Origin of the sequence: Streptomyces sp. enrichment culture (assembly GCF_964272895.1) — a bacterium.
Taxonomy (GTDB): domain Bacteria; phylum Actinomycetota; class Actinomycetes; order Streptomycetales; family Streptomycetaceae; genus Streptomyces.
Map to the genome: position 1 here is coordinate 2,495,037 of NZ_OZ186832.1, position 17,677 is coordinate 2,512,713.

Genomic DNA, 17,677 nt, shown 5'->3' on the forward strand with positions numbered 1-17,677 from the left:
GTGCGGGTGGTGGGTGGCTGTCGCGCAGTTCCCCGCGCCCCTACGCCGACCTGCCGAACCCGATCGTCGGTACCGCCCTGCGCAGGGGCCAGGGGCGTACGCAGTCGTCCGGCAGGAGTTCCTCCAGGAACGCGTACCGGCGCAGGGCCGCGGCGTCCTGCCCCCGCACGGACTGCACCGTCCGCCACCATGCGGCCACCTCGGTCCAGCCCGGCGCGGAGAGGGATCCCCCGAATTCCTGCACCGACAGTGCGGCCGTCAGCCCCGCGAACGCCAGCCGGTCGGCCAGCGGCCACCCCGCCAGCGTGCCCGTGACGAACCCGGCGACGAACACGTCCCCGGCCCCGGTCGGATCCAGCGCCTCCACGGCGATGGCGGGCACCTCGGCCGTCTCCCCCGTACGGCCGTCCACCGCGTACGCCCCCTCCGCCCCGAGCGTCACGACGGCCACGGGGACGTGCGAGGTCAGCGCGCGCGCCGCCGCCCGAGGGCAGCGCGTGCGCGTGTACCGCATGGCCTCCTCGGCGTTCGGCAGGAACGCCTCGCAGTGCTCCAGGTCCGCCAGCCCGGCGAGATCCCACGCCCCGGTGTCGTCCCAGCCGACGTCGGCGAAGAGCCGGGTGCCCTGCGCGGCGGCCTGCGCGATCCAGGGCGCGCGCCTGCCCGGCGTCAGGGAGGCGACGGCGGCACGGGCGCGGGGCGGGCAGTCCGGCGCCGGTTCCTCCGGCGGCGGCTCGTGCCCGTGGGACACCATCGTGCGCTCGCCCTCGTACGCCATGGACACGGTGACCGGCGAGTGCCAGCCGGGCACGGTCCGTGACAGCCTCAGGTCGATGCCCTCGCCCTGCTCCAGGGCGTCCCAGCAGTACTCGCCGTAGTGGTCGTCACCGAAGGCCGCCGCGAGGGAGGTGCGCAGGCCGAGGCGGGCCAAAGCGGTGGCCATGTTGGCCACCCCGCCGGGGCTGGAGCCCATGCCGCGCGCCCAGGACTCGGTGCCGCGCACCGGCGCGGAGTCGAGGCCGGTGAAGATGATGTCGAGGAAGACCGTGCCGGTGAGGTAGACGTCCCAGGGCGGATCGGCGGGCGCGCGCAGCCCGGCGAGCGGGTCGACCTGGGTCCGGCGGCCCGAACCCCCTGCGATGGACACCTCGGACGCGATCACGCTGACGCTCCCTGACGCATGGTGCGGATTCAGGCCAGTGTGCACCAACGTGCCGCCACGAGGCTCTCCAGCCACCCGGCGCCCCACCTGCCGGCGCGGCGCCCCCGAGGCTGCCCGGCGGCCCCGCCCCGCCTGCCGAGGCTGTAGCCCCCACCCACCGACGCGGGAACCCCGAAATACCCGGCGCTCCGCTACCAGCGCGGTACCTCCGGTGTCACCCACCCCGGCTCGGCCACCCGCATGGCCGCCGCGTCGTCGCGGTCGCGCAGCCGGCCGTCGTCGTGGAGCCACCGCCGGTGCAGGAAGGCGAGCCGGTCGCGGTCGAGCTCGACGCCGAGGCCGGGGGCGTCGGGGACGGTGACGCGGCCGCCGCGGAACACCATGCGCTCGGTGAGGACGTCCTCGGACTGCCAGGGGTAGTGGGAGTCGCAGGCGTGGTGCAGTGCGGGCACGGTCGCCGCGACATGGGTCATGGCGGCGAGGCTGATGCCGAGGTGGGTGTTGGAGTGCATGGACACCCCGACACCGAAGGTGCGGCACACGGCGGCCAGGTGCTGGGTGTTGCGCAGCCCGCCCCAGTAGTGGTGGTCGCTGAGCACGATCTGCACGGCCCCCCGCGTGAAGGCGTCCGGTATCTCGGCGAACGTCGTCACGCACATGTTGGTGGCCAGCGGCACCCGGGTGCGCGCGGCCACCTCGGCCATGGCGTCGGTGCCGAGCGCCGGGTCCTCCAGGTACTCCAGGACGTCCCGCAGGGCGTCGGCGACCTTCACCGAGGTCTCCACCGACCAGGCGCCGTTGGGGTCGAGGCGCAGCGGCTGTCCGGGGAACGCCTCGGCCAGCGCGTGGACGGCGGCGATCTCCTCGTCGGGCGGGAAGACACCGCCCTTGAGCTTGAAGGAGGTGAATCCGTGGCGCTCGGTGAAGCGGCGGGCCTGCTCCACGACCCCGGCGGGGTCGAGGGCGGCGCCCCAGTCGTCGGCCGTCCCGCCGGGATGGGCGGCCCACTTGTAGAAGAGGTAGGCGCTGTACTCGACCGAGTCGCGCAGCTTTCCGCCCAGCAGCGCGTGCACGGGCAGCCCGAGGGTCCGGCCCAGCGCGTCGAGGCAGGCGACCTCGAAGGCGGAGACGACGGACAGGCGCAGCTTGTCGGCGGTCTGGACGCCGCGCAGCCCGCCGACGTCGACGGCGTTCTCGACGCGTGAGGCGTCCACGGCGACCTCGTCCACCAGCGTGAACAGCCCGTTGAGCTCATCGAGACGGCGTCCGGGCAGCCGGGCGGCCAGCGGGCGGGCGAGTTCCAGGTACTTGGTGTCGCCGTAGGTCTCGCCGAGGCCGGTGGTGCCGTCGTCGGTCACGACCTCCACGATCAGGCGCGGGGTGAACGGCTGGTGGACGCCCTGGGTGTTGAGCAGCGGCGGGTCGGCGACCAGGACGGGCGTCAGCCGCACTGCGGCGACGGTCGGGGCACGGTCCACGGGGCGCCTCCAGGCAGTTCATGAATGAGAACGCGGTACGGATAGGCGAACAGCGAACCCGCTTCTACCCGCACCCTCCACGACCGAAACGAAACGTGATCCAGATCACACCCCCCGGCCTCCCTCGCCCCCACCCCCACTTGATACAAATTGCCCCGCGCGTTCCTGTCCGTCGACGGTCGTCGCCCCTCCCCCTTCTTGTGCCGCTTCTTCCGCATGCCCTGGGAACGCCCGTGCCCTCCCCCCGCACCCCCCTGCCCTGGCCGGTCCTGGCCCTCTTCACCGCCGGGTACCTCGCCCCGTACCTGCTGCCGACCGTCGTCGGCCGGCTGGACGCGTATCTCCCCGTCACCGCCACCGAGGCGGGGGCCATCGGCAGTGCGCTGCTGCTGAGTTCGGCGACGGCGGGCTTCGCGCTGGCCTCGCTCGTCGAGCGGATCGGCGCCCGCACCCTCGCCCGCGCCGGACTGGTGCTCGCCGTCCTCGGCTACGGGGGCGCCGCGCTGGCGCACGCCGTACCGGCCGTCGTCCTCGGCGCGGTCGTCGGCGGCTTCGGATCGGGCACGGTCACCGCCGTCGCCGCCACCCGGATCGCCGCCCAGCCGGATCCCCACCGGGCCTCCACGCTCGGCCTGCTGAGCGTGTCGGCGCTGGCGGGCGCCGTCTATCTGACGGTCCCCCACCTCGGCCCCGGACACGGCCTGCCGCTCGCCGCGATCGCGCTGACCGCGCTCGCCGTCTGGCCGCTCACCGGCCGCCTCCCCGCCGCCGGGGCCGCCCCGCACACCCGGCGGGAGCGCACCCCGCTCCCCCGGCTGCGCGCCGGGCTCGTCCTCCTCGCCGCGATGCCCTTCTGGTCCCTCGCCCAGAACGCCCTGTGGGGCGTCAGCGGCCGGATCGGCCTCACCCAGGCCCACCTCACCGAGGCCACCCTCGGCGTGGTCTTCGCCGTCGCCCTCGGTGCCGGGCTGCTCGGCGTCCTCGGCGCCGGGGCGCTCGGACCGCGGTTCGGGCGGGCGGTGCCCATCGGGGCCGGCACGGTCCTGATCGCCGGGTGCATCGCGGTCAGCGCCTCCGCCACCGATCTCGCCTCCTTCGCCGGCGGCGAGATCGCCTGGAACGCCTGCTACCCGATCGTCCTGTCGTACCTCATCGGCCTGGCCGCCTCCCTGGACCCGGCCCGCGGCCGCTGGGCGGTCCTCGTCGGCTCGGCGTCCTCCCTCGGCACCGCCGCCGGCCCGCTCACCGGCAGCGTGCTCTCCGCGCAGGCGGGCTTCCCGGTGATGGGCGCGGTGCTCGCGGCCGGACTGCTGGTGATCGCCGTACCGATGACGGCGGTCGCACTGCGGGCGGGCCGGCGGACCCTGCCGGTCGTGGAGATCCCGGTGGAGACCCCCGTGGAGTCGCGGGCCCCGCGGACCACGACGGCCGCCTAGAACACGTACGCCTCGACCTCCCCGAGGTACCGCGCCCTGCGCTCCTCGTCGTCCTCCAGGAAGGACGCGAGGAAGGAGTTGCGGGCCAGCTCGCGCAGCCGCTCGTCGGACAGGCGCAGTTCCCGTCGTACGGCGTCGAAGTTGTCGCCCGCGTAGCCGCCGAAGTAGGCCGGGTCGTCGGAGTTGACCGTGCACAGCAGCCCGGCGTCGAGCATCGCGGGCAGCGGGTGCTCGACGAGGGCGTCGACGGCGCGCAGCCGGACGTTGGACAGCGGGCACAGGGTCAGCGGGATGCGCTCCCGGACCAGCCGCTCGACGAGCTCCGGGTCCTCCATGCAGCGCAGCCCGTGGTCGACGCGCTCCACGCCGAGGACGTCCAGCGCCTCGGTGATGTACCGCGGCGGCCCCTCCTCCCCGGCGTGCGCCACGCGCCGCAGCCCGAGGGCGGCGGCCGCCTCGTACACCTCGCGGAACTTCACCGGCGGATGCCCGACCTCCGCCGAGTCCAGGCCGACGCCGGTGATCCGGTGCAGATACGGCTTCGCGGCCTCAAGGGTCTCCAGGGCCGACTCGGCGGACTCGTCGCGCAGGAAGCACATGATCAGCCGGGTGGAGACGCCGTGGTTCTGCTCGCTGCGCCCCAGCGCCCGCCACAGCCCCTCGACGACCGTGCCCATCGCCACCCCGCGGGAGAGATGCGCCTGCGGGTCGAAGAAGATCTCCGCGTGCCGCACGCCCTGCGCGGCGGCCCGCGCGAGGTAGGCGTCCGCGAGGTCGGCGAAGTCCTGCTCGGTGCGCAGGACGGCCATCAGCTCGTAGTACAGGTCCAGGAAGGACTGCAGGTCGTCGAAGCGGTACGCCCGGCGCAGCTCTTCGGTGTCGGCGTACGGCAGCTTCACGCCGTTGCGCCCGGCCAGCTCGAACGCCAGCTCCGGCTCCAGGGTGCCTTCGATGTGCAGGTGCAGTTCCGCTTTGGGGAGGGGCATTACGGCATCGTACGACCGCTTCACCGTCGTTTCGGAACGGGCACCCGCAGCAGGTCGTACGCCACGGTCAGCTCCCCCTCGAAGCCGGCGGCCCGCGCCTGCCGCTCGAACTCCTCGGGGTCCGCGTAGCGCTGGCTGAAGTGGGTGAGCACCAGATGCCGTACGCCGCTCTCCCGCGCCACCCGCGCCGCCTGTCCCGCCGTCAGGTGGCCGTGCTCGACGGCGAGCCGCTCGTCCTCGTCGAGGAACGTCGACTCGATGACGAGCAGGTCGCAGCCCTCGGCGAGCGCGTACGCCCCCTCGCACAGCCGGGTGTCCATCACGAACGCGAACCGCTGCCCGCGCCGCACCTCGCTGACCTCCTCCAGCGGTACGCCGTTCAGTACGCCGTCCCGCTGGATGCGGCCCACGTCCGGGCCCTTGATGCCGTGCGCGGCCAGCCGCTCCGGCAGCATGCGGCGGCCGTCCGGCTCGACGAGGCGGTAGCCGAAGGACTCGACGGGGTGGGAGAGTCTGCGGGTCTCCAGGACATAGTCGCGGGTGGCGGCGATGACGCCGTCCTCGGCGACCGGGGCCTCGGTGAGCCGGACCGTCTCGTGGTAGGCGGTGGCGTACCGGAGCCGGTCGAAGAAGCGCTGCCCGGAGCGCGGGTAGTGCGCGGTGACCTCGTGCGGCACCTGGTCGAGGTTGATGCGCTGGATCACCCCGGCGAGACCGAGGGAGTGGTCGCCGTGGAAGTGGGTGACACACAGCCGGTTCAGGTCGTGCGCGGCGATCCCGGCGCGCAGCATCTGCCGCTGGGTGCCCTCGCCGGGGTCGAACAGCAGGCCCTCGCCGTCCCAGCGGAGCAGATAGCCGTTGTGGTTGCGGTGCCGGGTCGGGACCTGGCTGGCGGTGCCGAGGACGACGAGTTCGCGGACGGACACGCCTTATCCGGGGGGCCAGTTGAGGCCACGGCCGCCGAGGACGTGGGCGTGGGCGTGCCAGACGGTCTGGCCGGCGCCGGAGCCGGTGTTGAAGACGGTGCGGTAACTCTCCAGCTTTTCCTCGTCGGCGACGGCCTGCGTCTCGCGGAGCACGTCGGCCGCGAGTTCCGGTGCGGCGGCGGCCAGTTCGGCGGCGTCGACGTAGTGCGCCTTGGGGATCACCAGGACGTGCGTGGGGGCCTGCGGGTTGATGTCCCGGAAGGCGACCGTGGTCTCCGTCTCGCGGACGATCGTCGCGGGGATCTGCTTCGCGGCGATCTTGCAGAACAGGCAGTCTTCCTGGGGTTCGCCTGCCATGCGGTTCCCTCCGGGGGTAGAGCGGGTTTACGGGGCATCGTATCGTCGTCGGGTGCCGGTGATCGGTGGCTGGGCGCGCCCACGCGGCGGGGCCGCACATCGATACAGCCCCGCGTCCCTGGGTCAGTCCACCTCAGGCGGCGATGTGGCCGGCTGCTGCTCCAGTGCCGCCAAGGCCAGCCTGATGGCCTCGTCCAGCTGGGTGTCCCTGCCCGCCGCCCAGTCCTGCGGGCGCTGCACCACCTCCACGTCCGGGTCGACGCCGTGGTTCTCCACGCCCCAGCCCTGGCCCTCGATCCAGAAGGCGTACTTGGGCTGGGTGATGAGCGTGCCGTCGACGAGGCGGTAGCGGCTGTCGATGCCGATGACGCCGCCCCAGGTGCGGACGCCGACGACGGGTCCGAGGCCGAGGGCCTTGACGGCGGCGTTGACGATGTCGCCGTCGGAGCCGGAGAACTCGTTGGCGACGGCGACCACGGGGCCGCGCGGGGCGTCGTTCGGGTAGCTGTAGGGCCGCATGCCGCGCGGTACCGCCCAGCCGACGATACGGCGGGCCAGCTTCTCGACGACCAGCTGGGAGGTGTGTCCGCCGCGGTTCTCGCGGACGTCGACCACCAGCCCCTCGCGGGCCACCTCCACACGCAGGTCGCGGTGGATCTGGGCCCAGCCGGGGGCCTGCATGTCGGGGACGTGGAGGTAGCCGAGGCGGCCGCCCGACGCCTCGTGGACGTAGGCGCGGCGGTCGGCGACCCAGGCGTGGTAGCGCAGGGGTTCCTCGTCGGCCAGCGGGACGACGACGGTGTGCCGGGGTTCGCCGCCGCCGCAGGGGAGGACGGTCAGCTCCACGGGGTGGTTCGCGGTGCCGACGAGGAGGGGGCCGGGGCCGGTGACCGGGTCGACGGGCTGTCCGGCGACGGCCGTGATCGCGTCGCCGGGGCGGATCGCGACGCCGGGGGCGGCCAGCGGGGAGCGTGCCTCGGGGTCGGAGGTCTCGGCGGGCAGGACCCGGTCGACGCGCCAGAGGCCGTCCTCGTGGCGGGAGAGGTCGGCGCCGAGCAGGCCCTGGGCGTCGTCGCCGCCGTGGCCGCCGGCGGGGACGACGTAGGCGTGCGAGGTGCCGAGTTCGCCGTGCACCTCCCACAGGAGGTCCACGAGGTCGTCGTGGGTGGCGATGCGGTCCAGGAGGGGGCGGTAGCGGTCGAGCACGGCGTCCCAGTCGACGCCGTTCATGTCGGCCCGCCAGAAGTGGTCCCGCATGATGCGGCCGGTCTCGTCGAACATCTGGCGCCACTCGGCGGCCGGGTCGATCTGCCGGCGCACCCGGCCGAGGTCGACGGTGACGTTGGTGTCGCTGTCGTCGTCGGAGGAGGCCCGCCGGTCGCTGGGCACGACCTTGAGCCGGCCGTCGGTCCACAGCAGGACCCGCTTGCCGTCGCCGCTGACCGCGAAGTGGTCGGCGTCGTCGGCGAGGTGCTCCAGGCGCTGCTGGGCGAGGTCGTAGCGCTCCAGTTCGGTGCGCGGCTCGGGGGCGTCGGGCGTGGCCCGGGAGACGCCGAGGACACCGCGGACGGGGTGGCGCAGCCACAGCACGCCGTCCTTGGCGGCGCGCAGGGTGGAGTAGCGGCCGGCCTCGACGGGGAACGGCACGATGCGGTCGGCGAGTCCGTCGAGGTCGATGCGGGTGGTGGGGGTGCCCTCGCTGTCGGGGGTCTCGTCCTTGTCGGACACCTCGAAGGGGCGGCCGTGCCGCTGCGGGCCGAACGGCGAGGGCGTGGTCGCGGCGAGGGTGATCAGGTGCGGGCGGGCGCCGGTGACGAAGGCGAGGTCGAAGACGTGCTCGTCGTAGACCGGGTCGAAGGCGCGGTGGGACAGGAACGCGAGGTGCTTGCCGTCGAGGGTGAAGGCGGGCGCGTAGTCCTGGAAGCGCAGCGGGGTCGCCTCGGTGACCGTGAGGTCGGTGGTGTTGGCGAGCTTGAGCTGGCTGAGGGGGTGCGGGCCGGGGTGGGACCAGGCGAGCCAGGCGGAGTCGGGCGAGAAGGTGAGGCCGGAGGCGTCGCCGTGCTCGCTGCGGTCCAGCTCGCGGACCTCGCCGGTCTCGCGTTCGACGAGCAGCACGCGCCCGTCGTGCGAGGCGACCGCGGCGCGCTTGCCGTCGGGGGCCATGGCGAGGCCGAGGACCCGGCCGAGGCGGCCGGCGGCGATCCGGCGCGGGGTGGCCCCCGGCGCCGGGCCGGTGGCGGGCGCGAACTCCAGGGCGTCCTCGCCCTCCGCGTCCGTCACCCACACCACCCACTCCTCGCCCTCGACCCGGAAGGTGCGCGGCATCCGGGCGCGTACGCCGGGCTCGGCGGCCAGGGTCCTGGCGGGCCCGGAGCGGTGGGTGACCCAGTGGACGGCACCGCGCACGCTGACCGCGCTGCCGCGGGCCGCGTGGTCGGGGGACGCCGAGCCGAACCAGCGGGCGGCGTCCACGGGGTGCGGCTGGCGGTCGGTGCGCTGGCCGCCCAGCCGGATGTCCAGCCGGCGCGGCTCGGCACCGTCCAGGTCGTCCAGCAGCCACACGTCACCGGCGCTCGCGTAGACGACGCGCGTGCCGTCGCTGGTGGCGTGGCGGGCGTAGTAGCCGTCGAGGGGGGTGTGGCGGCGCAGGTCGGAACCGTCGGCGAGGGAGGAGTAGAGCGCCCCGGTGCCCTCGTGGTCGGACAGGAAGGCGATGCGCTCGCCCACCCAGCAGGGGTGCTCGATGTTGCCGTCGAGGTCCGCGTGGAGGCGGACGAACTCCCCCGTGCCGTCCGGGTCGATCCACAGCTTGCCCGCGGTGCCGCCGCGGTAGCGCTTCCAGTACGCCGCCTCGCGTCCCATCGGCGCGGACAGCAGCACCGTCGCCGGGCCGTACGCCACGTCGCCCACGGGCCCGTACGGCAGGGTGGTGGCCGGGCCGCCGTCGAGGGGGACCGCACGCGCCCAGGTGCGGCGCAGCGTGGCCTGTCCCTGGGTGCTCAGCGCGAGCACCTCGCCGTCCGGGGTCCAGCCGCGCACCTGGGTTCTCCAACTCCCCCAGTACGTCAGCCGCTTCGCCGGTCCACCGGCGACCGGGGCGATGTGCACCTCCGGGGCGCCGTCGCGGGTCGAGGTCCATGCGACGGTGGTGCCGTCGGGCGAGATGCGCGGATGGCTCACCGGCACGTTGTCGGCGCTGACCCGCCAGGACCGGCCGCCGTCGACGGGGGCGAGCCAGACGTCGTCCTCGGCGGTGAAGGCGACCGAATCGCCGTTCAGATGCGGGAAACGGAGGTACGCGGGTATGGCGGAGGCTGCGGCATGCGTCACCCGATCAAGCCTATGCAGCGGATGCCTTCGAGGCCGGGAGTTCGGATCACTTGCTACGGACGGAACGGCAACGCCCCGGCGGGCGCGGGGAACTGCGCGACCAGCCACGCACCCGCCCGCACCCGGCGACGGCGACGAGGCCGCAGCTCCTGCCCCGAAGGGTCACTTGCCCTCCACGGGACGGCACTTCGGATACTGATCGCACCAGATGGTCTGAGTGACCGTGACCGTCACCGTGGCGCCGGGCGCCGGACCGTCGTCGCGCCCCGCCGACGGCGCACTGCAGTCGCCGAGCCCCGAGACGCGGAAGACCTGCCTGCCGTCGACCTTGGCGGTGAGGTCGCCGCGCACACACGCCCCGTCGACGGCGCGGGTGATCCTCCCGGTGACGGTGATGTCCTTGCCGTCGTCCGTCTCGCCCTCGCAGTCGACGGTGGCCACGTCGTCCGCGGTGGCGGAGGGCGACACGCTGTCCCCCGTGTCGACGTCCGCCCGGCAGGTCAGCCGGCGCACCTGCGCGTTCTGCCGCTCCAGCTCCCGTGTCGCCAGGTCGTCGGTGGTGTACGCCACGGTCGCCGAGCTCAGCCCGTCGGGGTCGCAGGCCACGGCCCCGCCGACGCCGATCACCACCAGAGCCGGCACCGCCGCGGCCCGCCACACCCGCGTCCGTCCTGTTGCCCAAATCCGTCGCAATGCCCCCATGGAGGGCAGCCTGCCACCGTCCCGGCCGTCGCGGTAGAGCGCATACGGTCACTCCGGTGGCGTGCGTCCCCGTCAGGACCAGCGGCCCGTGCGGCCCATCAGCAGGGCCACGGCCGCCGTCCCGGCGGTCGAGGTGCGCAGCACGCTGCGTCCGAGGACGTACGGCTTCGCGCCCGCCTGCGCGAACAGCGCCAACTCCTCCGGGGACACGCCGCCTTCGGGGCCCACGACCAGCACGATCTCGCCCTCGGTGGGCAGTTCGACGGTGGCCAGCCGCTCCTCGCCGCTCTCGTGCAGCACGGCGGCGAAGTCCGCTTCGGCGAGAAGTGCGGCAACCTGCTTGCTGCTCGCCGCGTCCGCGACCTCCGGGAAGCGCACCCGGCGGGACTGCTTGCCCGCCTCGCGGGCGGTGGAGCGCCACTTGGCGAGCGCCTTCAGGCCCCTGTCGCCCTTCCACTGGGTGATGCAGCGGGAGGCGGTCCACGGGACGATCGCGTCGACGCCGGTCTCCGTCATGGTCTCCACGGCGAGCTCCCCGCGGTCGCCCTTGGGCAGCGCCTGTACGACGGTGATCCGGGGCCGCGGCTCGGGCTCCTCCGCCACCGCGCGCACCTCGACGACGAGCCGGTCCTTGCCCTCCGCGGCCTTGACCACGCCCTCGGTCCAGCGTCCGCGCCCGTCGGTGAGGACGACGTCCTCGCCGGGCCGCAGCCGCTTCACGGAGACGGCGTGCCGTCCTTCGGGGCCGTCGAGCACGAACTCGGGCCCGACGCGGTCGAGTCGGTCGACGACGAACACCGGAGCCGTCATCAGAGGGCACCTCCTTGCGCCGGACGGTCCGACAACGTTGTGCGGGCGGCGGCGAGTTCGCCGGCCAGTACCTCCACCAGCCGCCCGGCGGGCATCTCCCGCGCCATGCGGTGCCCCTGTCCGGCCCACAGCGCCATGCCCTGCGCGTCGCCCGCCTTCGCGGCCGCCTTGCGCAGCGGGGCGGTGAGGTGGTGGACGTCGGGGTAGGCGGCGGGGGCGTAGGGGCCGTGCTCGCGCAGGAAGCGGTTCACCAGGCCGCGTGCCGGGCGGCCGGAGAAGGCGCGGGTGAGCTCGGTGCGGACGAACAGGGGGTTGGTCAGGGCCTGCTTGTGCAGGGCGTGCGCGCCGGACTCGTCGGTGGCCAGGAACGCGGTGCCGAGCTGGGCGGCGCTCGCGCCCGCGGCGAGGACGGCGGCTATCTGGCTGCCGCGCATGATGCCGCCGGCGGCGACGAGCGGCAGGCTGACGGCCTCCCGGACCTGCGCGAGCAGTGACAGCAGTCCGATGCCGGTGCCGTCGGTCTCGGGCTGGTCGCGGTGGGTGCCCTGGTGGCCGCCGGCCTCGACGCCCTGCACGATCACCGCGTCCGCCCCGGCCCGCTCGACCGCGCGGGCCTCGTCGACGCTGGTCGCGGTGACCAGGGTGAGGGTCCCGGCGCGGCGCAGCGCCTGAAGGGTCTCGGTGCCGGGCACGCCGAAGTGGAAGGAGACCACCGGTACCGGGTTGTCGAGCAGCACCGCGAGCTTGGCGTCGTAGCCGTCGTCGCGGCCGCTGTCGGGGTCGCCCAGCTCGGTCTCGTACCAGGCGGCCTCACCGGCGAGCTGATGGGCGTAGACGCCGACGGCGGCGGCGTTGGAGGGCGCGGCGCCGGCCGCTCCGGTGGAGCCGGTTCCTGCACCGGGGTACTCGGGGTGCGGCATGAACAGGTTCACGCCGAAGGGGCGGGAGGTCAGGCTGCGCAGCTGCTTGATCTCCTGGTACATGCCGTCCGCCGTCTTGTACCCGGCGGCCAGGAACCCCAGCCCCCCGGCCTCGCACACGGCGGCGGCGAGCCGCGGCACGGAGACGCCGCCCGCCATGGGGGCCTGCACGATCGGGTGCGGGAAGAGACCGGTCAGCGCGGAGGACATGACCGCATGTTGTCACGTCCTCCGAACAAGTCCGAATCGGGCCTTCCTAGGGGCATAGGCCGGTGGCACGGGTGGCGTCGTGCGCAGGTGAACGCCACCCGTGGCCAAGGCTCAACGCCCGTTGAACGCGTCCTTCAGCCTCGAGAACAGCCCCTGCTGCCCCGGCTGGAACTGTCCCTGCGGCCGCTCCTCGCCGCGCAGCTTGGCCAGCTCGCGCAGCAGGCGCTCCTGCTCCGGGTCCAGCTTGGTCGGGGTCTGCACCTCGACGTGGACGACGAGGTCGCCGCGGCCGCCGCCGCGCAGATGCGTGACGCCCCGGCCGTGCAGCGGGATCGACTGGCCGGACTGGGTGCCGGGCCGGATGTCGACCTCCTCCATGCCGTCCAGCGTCTCCAGCGGCACCTTGGTGCCGAGGGCCGCCGCGGTCATGGGGATGGTGACCGTGCAGTGCAGGTCGTCGCCGCGCCGCTGGAAGGTGGGGTGCGGCAGCTCGTGGATCTCGACGTAGAGGTCACCGGCGGGACCGCCGCCGGGGCCGACCTCGCCCTCGCCGGCGAGCTGGATGCGGGTGCCGTTGTCGACACCGGCCGGGATCTTGACGGTGAGGGTACGGCGGGAACGGACCCGGCCGTCGCCCGCGCACTCCGGGCACGGCGTCGGCACGACGGTGCCGAAGCCCTGGCACTGCGGGCAGGGCCGCGAGGTCATGACCTGGCCCAGGAAGGATCGGGTGACCTGGGAGACCTCACCGCGGCCGCGGCACATGTCACAGGTCTGCGCGGAGGTACCGGGCGCGGCGCCCTCGCCGTTGCAGGTGTTGCAGACGATGGCCGTGTCGACCTGGATGTCCTTGGTGGTGCCGAAGGCCGCCTCGTCCAGCTCGACCTCGATCCGGATCATCGCGTCCTGGCCGCGCCGCGTCCGCGACCTCGGCCCGCGCTGGGACGCCGTACCGAAGAAGGCGTCCATGATGTCGGAGAAGTTGCCGAAGCCGCCGGCCCCGAACCCGCCCGCGCCGGCGCCGCCGGACTGCGAGAGGGGGTCGCCGCCGAGGTCGTAGACCTGCTTCTTCTGCGGGTCCGACAGCACCTCGTAAGCGGCGTTGATCTCCTTGAACCGCTCCTGGGTCTTCGGATCGGGGTTGACGTCCGGGTGCAGCTCGCGGGCGAGCCGCCGGAAGGCCTTCTTGATCTCTTCCTGCGACGCGTCGCGGCGCACGCCGAGAACGGCGTAATAGTCCGTGGCCACTTACGACTCCGCCAGGATCTGTCCGACGTACCGTGCCACTGCGCGTACCGCTCCCATCGTTCCCGGGTAATCCATGCGGGTCGGTCCGACCACGCCGAGCTTGGCGACTGCCTCGCCGCCCGAACCGTAGCCGACCGACACCACCGACGTGGAGTTGAGTCCCTCGTGGGCGTTCTCGTGACCGATGCGCACGGTCATGCCCGAATCCTTCGCCTCGCCCAGGAGCTTGAGAAGCACGACCTGCTCCTCCAGGGCCTCCAGGACGGGGCGGATGGTGAGGGGGAAGTCATGTCCGAAGCGGGTGAGATTGGCGGTGCCGCCGATCATCAGCCGCTCCTCCGTCTGCTCGACGAGCGTCTCCAGGAGGGTGGAGAGCACCGTCTGGACCGTGCCGCGGTCCTCCGGCTCGAAGGACTCCGGCAGGTCCTGCACCAGCTGCGGCACATCCGTGAAGCGCCGCCCCGCGACCCTGCTGTTCAGCCGCGCCCGCAGATCCGCGAGCGAGGTCTCGCCGAACGGCGCCGGGCAGTCGATCATGCGCTGCTCGACCCGGCCGGTGTCGGTGATCAGCACCAGCATCATCCGGGCGGGGGCCAGCGACAGCAGCTCGACGTGACGCACGGTGGACCGGGTCAGCGACGGGTACTGCACGACCGCGACCTGCCGGGTGAGCTGCGCCAGCAGCCGCACGGTGCGGGCCACGACGTCGTCGAGGTCGACGGCGCCGTCGAGGAAGTTCTGGATCGCGCGCCGCTCCGGTGCGGTGAGCGGCTTGACCTCGGCGAGCTTGTCGACGAAGAGCCGGTAGCCCTTGTCGGTCGGGATGCGCCCGGCGCTGGTGTGCGGCTGCGCGATGTAGCCCTCGTCCTCCAGGGCCGCCATGTCGTTGCGCACGGTCGCCGGGGACACGCCCAGGTTGTGCCGCTCGGTGAGTGCCTTGGAACCGACCGGCTCCTCGGTGCCGACGTAGTCCTGGACGATGGCGCGCAGCACCTGAAGCCGTCGTTCACTGAGCATCGCGCACACCTCCAGAAGCGGTCCTCTTGGCGCCCACCTGGCACTCGGAGCAGACGAGTGCCAGCCTTACCGGCCCAGTGTACGGCCGTCGGGCGGCGTTCCGGCAAGGCAGGTACCGCACCGCCGTGCCGGGCGACGGTGCCACCGCTAGCGTCGCCGTATGACGGTGACTTGGGAAGAGCTGGGCTGGGAACGGCTGGCGGACGGGGTCGGCCGGTGCCGGCTCCCGGTGTGGGACTGCACGGCCGGGCTGGTCGTGGGCGACGGTACCGCGCTGCTGATCGACGCGGGCTCGAGTCTGCGTGAAGGCGCGCTGCTGCGCGGCCAGGCGGAGTGGCTGGCCGGTCACCGTGTGACCCATCTCGCGCTCACCCACCCCCACTTCGACCATGTCTTCGGGGCGGCGGTGCTCGCGGGCGCGGAGGTGTTCGGCGCGGTGGGTGTGGACGGGATGCTGCTGGGCACGCGCGCGCGTGCCGAGCTGCGGGCGGACGCGCTCCGCAACGGCCTCGACGAGCGGGCGGCCACGGAGGCGGTGGACCACCTGGTCGTGCCCCGCCACCATGTCTCCGGCGAGTGGACCCTCGACCTCGGCGGCGGCCGGCAGGTGCTGCTCGCCAACGTCGGCCCCGGCCACACCGCCCACGACCTCGCCGTCCTGGTCCCCGGTTCCCCCGAGGTCGTCTTCTGCGGCGACCTCGTCGAGGAGTCCGGCGACCCCCAGGCGGGCCCCGACGCCGTACCGTCGCGCTGGCCGGACGCCCTCGACCGGCTGCTGGCCCTCGGCGGCGAGGACGCGCTGTACGTGCCCGGTCACGGAGCGGTGGTGGACGCGGCGTTCGTACGGGCGCAGCGGGACGCGTTGGCGAGCCGTTTCGGCGTGTCGTGAGCCCGCCGCGCCGGCCTGTTCCTATCGTCATCCGAATGCGCCAGTACTCCGCCGATCTGACCCCTCCCTGGAAGAAGCCGCAGCCCGTCCCCGAGGTCCCGGCCGAGCCCGGCCTGGTCGTCGAGGAGCCGGGGTCGGGCTTCTGCGGCGCGGTGATCCGCTGCGAGGCGGGCACGGTGACCCTGGAGGACCGCTTCGGCAAGCACCGGGTGTTCCCGCTGGAGCCGCGGGGCTTCCTGCTGGAGGGCAGGGTCGTGACCCTGGTGCGGCCTTCGTCCTCGGCTCCTGTACGCCCCACCCGTACCGCCTCCGGCTCGGTGGCCGTCCCCGGTGCCCGCGCCCGCGTGGCCCGCGCGGGCCGCATCTACGTCGAGGGCCGGCACGATGCCGAGCTGGTCGAGAAGGTCTGGGGCGACGACCTGCGCATCGAGGGCGTGGTCGTGGAGTACCTGGAGGGCGTGGACGACCTGCCGAGGATCGTCGAGGACTTCGCGCCGGGCCCGGACGCGCGGCTGGGGGTGCTGGTGGACCACCTGGTGCCGGGCTCCAAGGAGTGGCGGATCGCACAGTCGGTGACGAGCGAGCACGCGCTGGTGGTGGGTCACCCGTACATCGACATCTGGGAGGCGGTGAAGCCGTCGTCCCTGGGGATCCGGGAGTGGCCGCGTGTCCCGCGCGGGCAGGACTGGAAGACGGGCGTGTGCCGGGCGCTGGGGTGGCCTGCGGAGAACACGGGCGCGGTGTGGCAGGCCATCCTGAAGCGGGTGGGGTCCTACAGGGACCTGGAGCCGGAGCTGTTGGGCTGTGTCGAGCGTCTCATCGATCACGTGACCGTGCCCTGAGAGCCTGACCGGTCGTTGGCACCACAGGACCTGTGGATTGCTCTCCGCCCACGCGGAGGTGGTCCGTCGATCAGCTCGTCGACCCGCCCGAGCAGGTCATGGTCCCCGCTCGTGCGGGGGTTCGCATGTCAGTCCACCAGGTCCCGCACCACCGCGTCCGCCAGCAGCCGCCCCCGCAGCGTCAGCACCGCGCGCCCTTCGTCGTACGGCTTCTGCTGGAGCAGTCCGTCGGACAGGGCACGGCGGGATGCCGCGAGCCCGTCCTCCCGTAGCAACGACAGCGGGACGCCTTCCCGCAGCCGCAGCTCCAGCAGAATGCGCTCCACCCTGCGGTCCTCGTCGGACAGCAGCTCACGCCCCGCCCCCGGCGACCGCCCCTCTGCCAGGGCCGCCGCGTACGCCCCCGGATGCTTGACGTTCCACCAGCGCACCCCGCCCACGTGGGAGTGGGCGCCGGGCCCCGCGCCCCACCAGTCGGCGCCGCGCCAGTAGAGCTCGTTGTGCAGGCAGCGGCCCGCCTCCGAGGTGGCCCAGTTGGAGACCTCGTACCAGTCGAAGCCCGCCCCGGACAGCATCTCCTCGGCGATCAGATACCGGTCCGCGTGGACGTCGTCGTCGGTCATCGGGACCTCGCCCCGGCGGATGCGGCGCGCGAGCTGCGTACCCTCCTCGACGATCAGGGCGTACGCGCTGATGTGGTCCGGACCGGCGCCCAGCGCGGCCTCCAGCGAGGCCCGCCAGTCGTCGTCGGACTCGCCCGGCGTGCCGTAGATCAGGTCGAGGTTGACGTGCTCGAAGCCCGCCGCCCGCGCCTCCGCCACGCACGCCTCGGGGCGGCCCGGCGTGTGCGTGCGGTCCAGTACGCGCAGCACGTGCTGCCTGGCGCTCTGCATGCCGAAGGAGATCCGGTTGAAGCCGCCTTCGCGAAGGGTGGCCAGGTAGGCCGGGTCGACCGACTCCGGGTTCGCCTCCGTCGTGATCTCGGCGTCGGGCGCGAGTCCGAACTCGTCGCGGATCGCCCCCAGCATCCGTACGAGGTCGTCGGCGGCCAGCAGGGTCGGCGTGCCGCCGCCGACGAACACCGTGCGGACCTCGCGGGGGTCGTCGCCCAGCACCTTCCGCGCCAGGCGGATCTCGTCGATCAGCGTCTCGGCGTAGTTGTCGCGGGAGGCCAGCACTCCGCCCGTGCCGCGCAGCTCGGTGGCGGTGTAGGTGTTGAAGTCGCAGTAGCCGCAGCGGGTCGCGCAGTAGGGGACGTGCAGGTAGAAGCCGAGGGGCCGGTCGGCGGCCCCGGCGAGCGCGGAGGCGGGCAGCGCGCCGTCGGCGGGGACGGGCTCGCCGTCGGGGAGTGCGGAAGGCATGTC

Annotated in this window: 15 protein-coding genes; 3 read left to right on the forward strand and 12 right to left on the reverse strand. The window is 73.6% G+C overall.

The window, feature by feature from the left end:
- Positions 1 to 40: 40 nt before the first annotated feature.
- Complete coding sequence (locus ACSU6M_RS11330; protein WP_437069239.1) at positions 41 to 1,162, reverse strand: carbohydrate kinase family protein; 1,122 nt, start codon at positions 1,160 to 1,162, stop codon at positions 41 to 43.
- 191 nt (positions 1,163 to 1,353) lie between these two features.
- Positions 1,354 to 2,640, reverse strand: coding sequence for a glucarate dehydratase family protein (locus ACSU6M_RS11335; protein WP_437069240.1), 1,287 nt, complete (start codon positions 2,638 to 2,640; stop codon positions 1,354 to 1,356).
- Between the two features lie 233 nt (positions 2,641 to 2,873).
- Here ACSU6M_RS11335 and ACSU6M_RS11340 point away from each other — a divergent pair, with 233 nt between their 5' ends.
- Positions 2,874 to 4,076 (forward strand): MFS transporter, encoded by a 1,203-nt coding sequence (locus tag ACSU6M_RS11340; RefSeq protein WP_437069242.1) that lies wholly within the window; start codon positions 2,874 to 2,876, stop codon positions 4,074 to 4,076.
- On the opposite strand, the gene ACSU6M_RS11345 is transcribed toward ACSU6M_RS11340, so the two are convergent.
- The 9 genes from ACSU6M_RS11345 to hrcA form a co-directional block, all read right to left on the reverse strand.
- Positions 4,073 to 5,062, reverse strand: a complete 990-nt coding sequence (locus ACSU6M_RS11345; protein WP_437069243.1) for an adenosine deaminase — start codon at positions 5,060 to 5,062, stop codon at positions 4,073 to 4,075. The genes ACSU6M_RS11340 and ACSU6M_RS11345 overlap by 4 nt on opposite strands.
- A 20-nt stretch (positions 5,063 to 5,082) precedes the next feature.
- The gene (locus ACSU6M_RS11350) at positions 5,083 to 5,988 is read right to left on the reverse strand and encodes a ribonuclease Z (RefSeq protein WP_437069244.1); all 906 of its coding nucleotides are present in this window, start codon (positions 5,986 to 5,988) and stop codon (positions 5,083 to 5,085) included.
- A 3-nt stretch (positions 5,989 to 5,991) separates the two neighbouring features.
- A complete protein-coding gene (locus ACSU6M_RS11355; RefSeq protein ID WP_437069246.1) occupies positions 5,992 to 6,345 on the reverse strand; it encodes a histidine triad nucleotide-binding protein in 354 nt (117 codons plus the stop codon).
- A gap of 123 nt (positions 6,346 to 6,468) precedes the next feature.
- Complete coding sequence (locus ACSU6M_RS11360; RefSeq protein WP_437069248.1) at positions 6,469 to 9,675, reverse strand: S41 family peptidase; 3,207 nt, start codon at positions 9,673 to 9,675, stop codon at positions 6,469 to 6,471.
- A gap of 162 nt (positions 9,676 to 9,837) precedes the next feature.
- Positions 9,838 to 10,377, reverse strand: coding sequence for a hypothetical protein (locus ACSU6M_RS11365; protein WP_437069249.1), 540 nt, complete (start codon positions 10,375 to 10,377; stop codon positions 9,838 to 9,840).
- A gap of 72 nt (positions 10,378 to 10,449) precedes the next feature.
- Positions 10,450 to 11,187 (reverse strand): 16S rRNA (uracil(1498)-N(3))-methyltransferase, encoded by a 738-nt coding sequence (locus ACSU6M_RS11370; protein WP_437069250.1) that lies wholly within the window; start codon positions 11,185 to 11,187, stop codon positions 10,450 to 10,452.
- Positions 11,187 to 12,317, reverse strand: coding sequence for a nitronate monooxygenase (locus tag ACSU6M_RS11375; RefSeq protein WP_437069251.1), 1,131 nt, complete (start codon positions 12,315 to 12,317; stop codon positions 11,187 to 11,189). Before ACSU6M_RS11375 ends, ACSU6M_RS11370 begins: the two co-directional genes overlap by 1 nt.
- A gap of 111 nt (positions 12,318 to 12,428) precedes the next feature.
- Positions 12,429 to 13,565 (reverse strand): molecular chaperone DnaJ, encoded by a 1,137-nt coding sequence (gene dnaJ / locus ACSU6M_RS11380; protein ID WP_437069253.1) that lies wholly within the window; start codon positions 13,563 to 13,565, stop codon positions 12,429 to 12,431.
- On the reverse strand, positions 13,566 to 14,582 hold the full coding sequence (hrcA, locus tag ACSU6M_RS11385) for a heat-inducible transcriptional repressor HrcA (protein ID WP_437069255.1): 1,017 nt from the start codon (positions 14,580 to 14,582) through the stop codon (positions 13,566 to 13,568). It abuts the gene before it with no gap.
- Positions 14,583 to 14,742: 160 nt separating this feature from the next.
- Here hrcA and ACSU6M_RS11390 point away from each other — a divergent pair, with 160 nt between their 5' ends.
- Both ACSU6M_RS11390 and ACSU6M_RS11395 read left to right on the forward strand, forming a co-directional pair.
- The gene (locus ACSU6M_RS11390; protein ID WP_437069257.1) at positions 14,743 to 15,471 is read left to right on the forward strand and encodes an MBL fold metallo-hydrolase; all 729 of its coding nucleotides are present in this window, start codon (positions 14,743 to 14,745) and stop codon (positions 15,469 to 15,471) included.
- 35 nt (positions 15,472 to 15,506) lie between these two features.
- On the forward strand, positions 15,507 to 16,313 hold the full coding sequence (locus ACSU6M_RS11395; protein ID WP_437069259.1) for a DUF3097 domain-containing protein: 807 nt from the start codon (positions 15,507 to 15,509) through the stop codon (positions 16,311 to 16,313).
- Between the two features lie 128 nt (positions 16,314 to 16,441).
- On the opposite strand, the gene hemW is transcribed toward ACSU6M_RS11395, so the two are convergent.
- Positions 16,442 to 17,674 (reverse strand): radical SAM family heme chaperone HemW, encoded by a 1,233-nt coding sequence (hemW, locus tag ACSU6M_RS11400; RefSeq protein WP_437069261.1) that lies wholly within the window; start codon positions 17,672 to 17,674, stop codon positions 16,442 to 16,444.
- Between the last annotated feature and the right edge of the window lie 3 nt (positions 17,675 to 17,677).

Bases quoted from the DNA above. Each gene is read 5' to 3' on its own strand.
- ACSU6M_RS11375 (WP_437069251.1), bottom strand. From the start codon at position 12,317: ATGTCCTCCGCGCTGACCGGTCTCTTCCCGCACCCGATCGTGCAGGCC.
- ACSU6M_RS11365 (WP_437069249.1), bottom strand. From the start codon at position 10,377: ATGGGGGCATTGCGACGGATTTGGGCAACAGGACGGACGCGGGTGTGG.
- ACSU6M_RS11355 (WP_437069246.1), bottom strand. From the start codon at position 6,345: ATGGCAGGCGAACCCCAGGAAGACTGCCTGTTCTGCAAGATCGCCGCG.
- ACSU6M_RS11345 (WP_437069243.1), bottom strand. From the start codon at position 5,062: ATGCCCCTCCCCAAAGCGGAACTGCACCTGCACATCGAAGGCACCCTG.
- ACSU6M_RS11395 (WP_437069259.1), top strand. From the start codon at position 15,507: ATGCGCCAGTACTCCGCCGATCTGACCCCTCCCTGGAAGAAGCCGCAG.
- hemW (WP_437069261.1), bottom strand. From the start codon at position 17,674: ATGCCTTCCGCACTCCCCGACGGCGAGCCCGTCCCCGCCGACGGCGCG.
- ACSU6M_RS11390 (WP_437069257.1), top strand. From the start codon at position 14,743: ATGACGGTGACTTGGGAAGAGCTGGGCTGGGAACGGCTGGCGGACGGG.
- ACSU6M_RS11370 (WP_437069250.1), bottom strand. From the start codon at position 11,187: ATGACGGCTCCGGTGTTCGTCGTCGACCGACTCGACCGCGTCGGGCCC.
- hrcA (WP_437069255.1), bottom strand. From the start codon at position 14,582: ATGCTCAGTGAACGACGGCTTCAGGTGCTGCGCGCCATCGTCCAGGAC.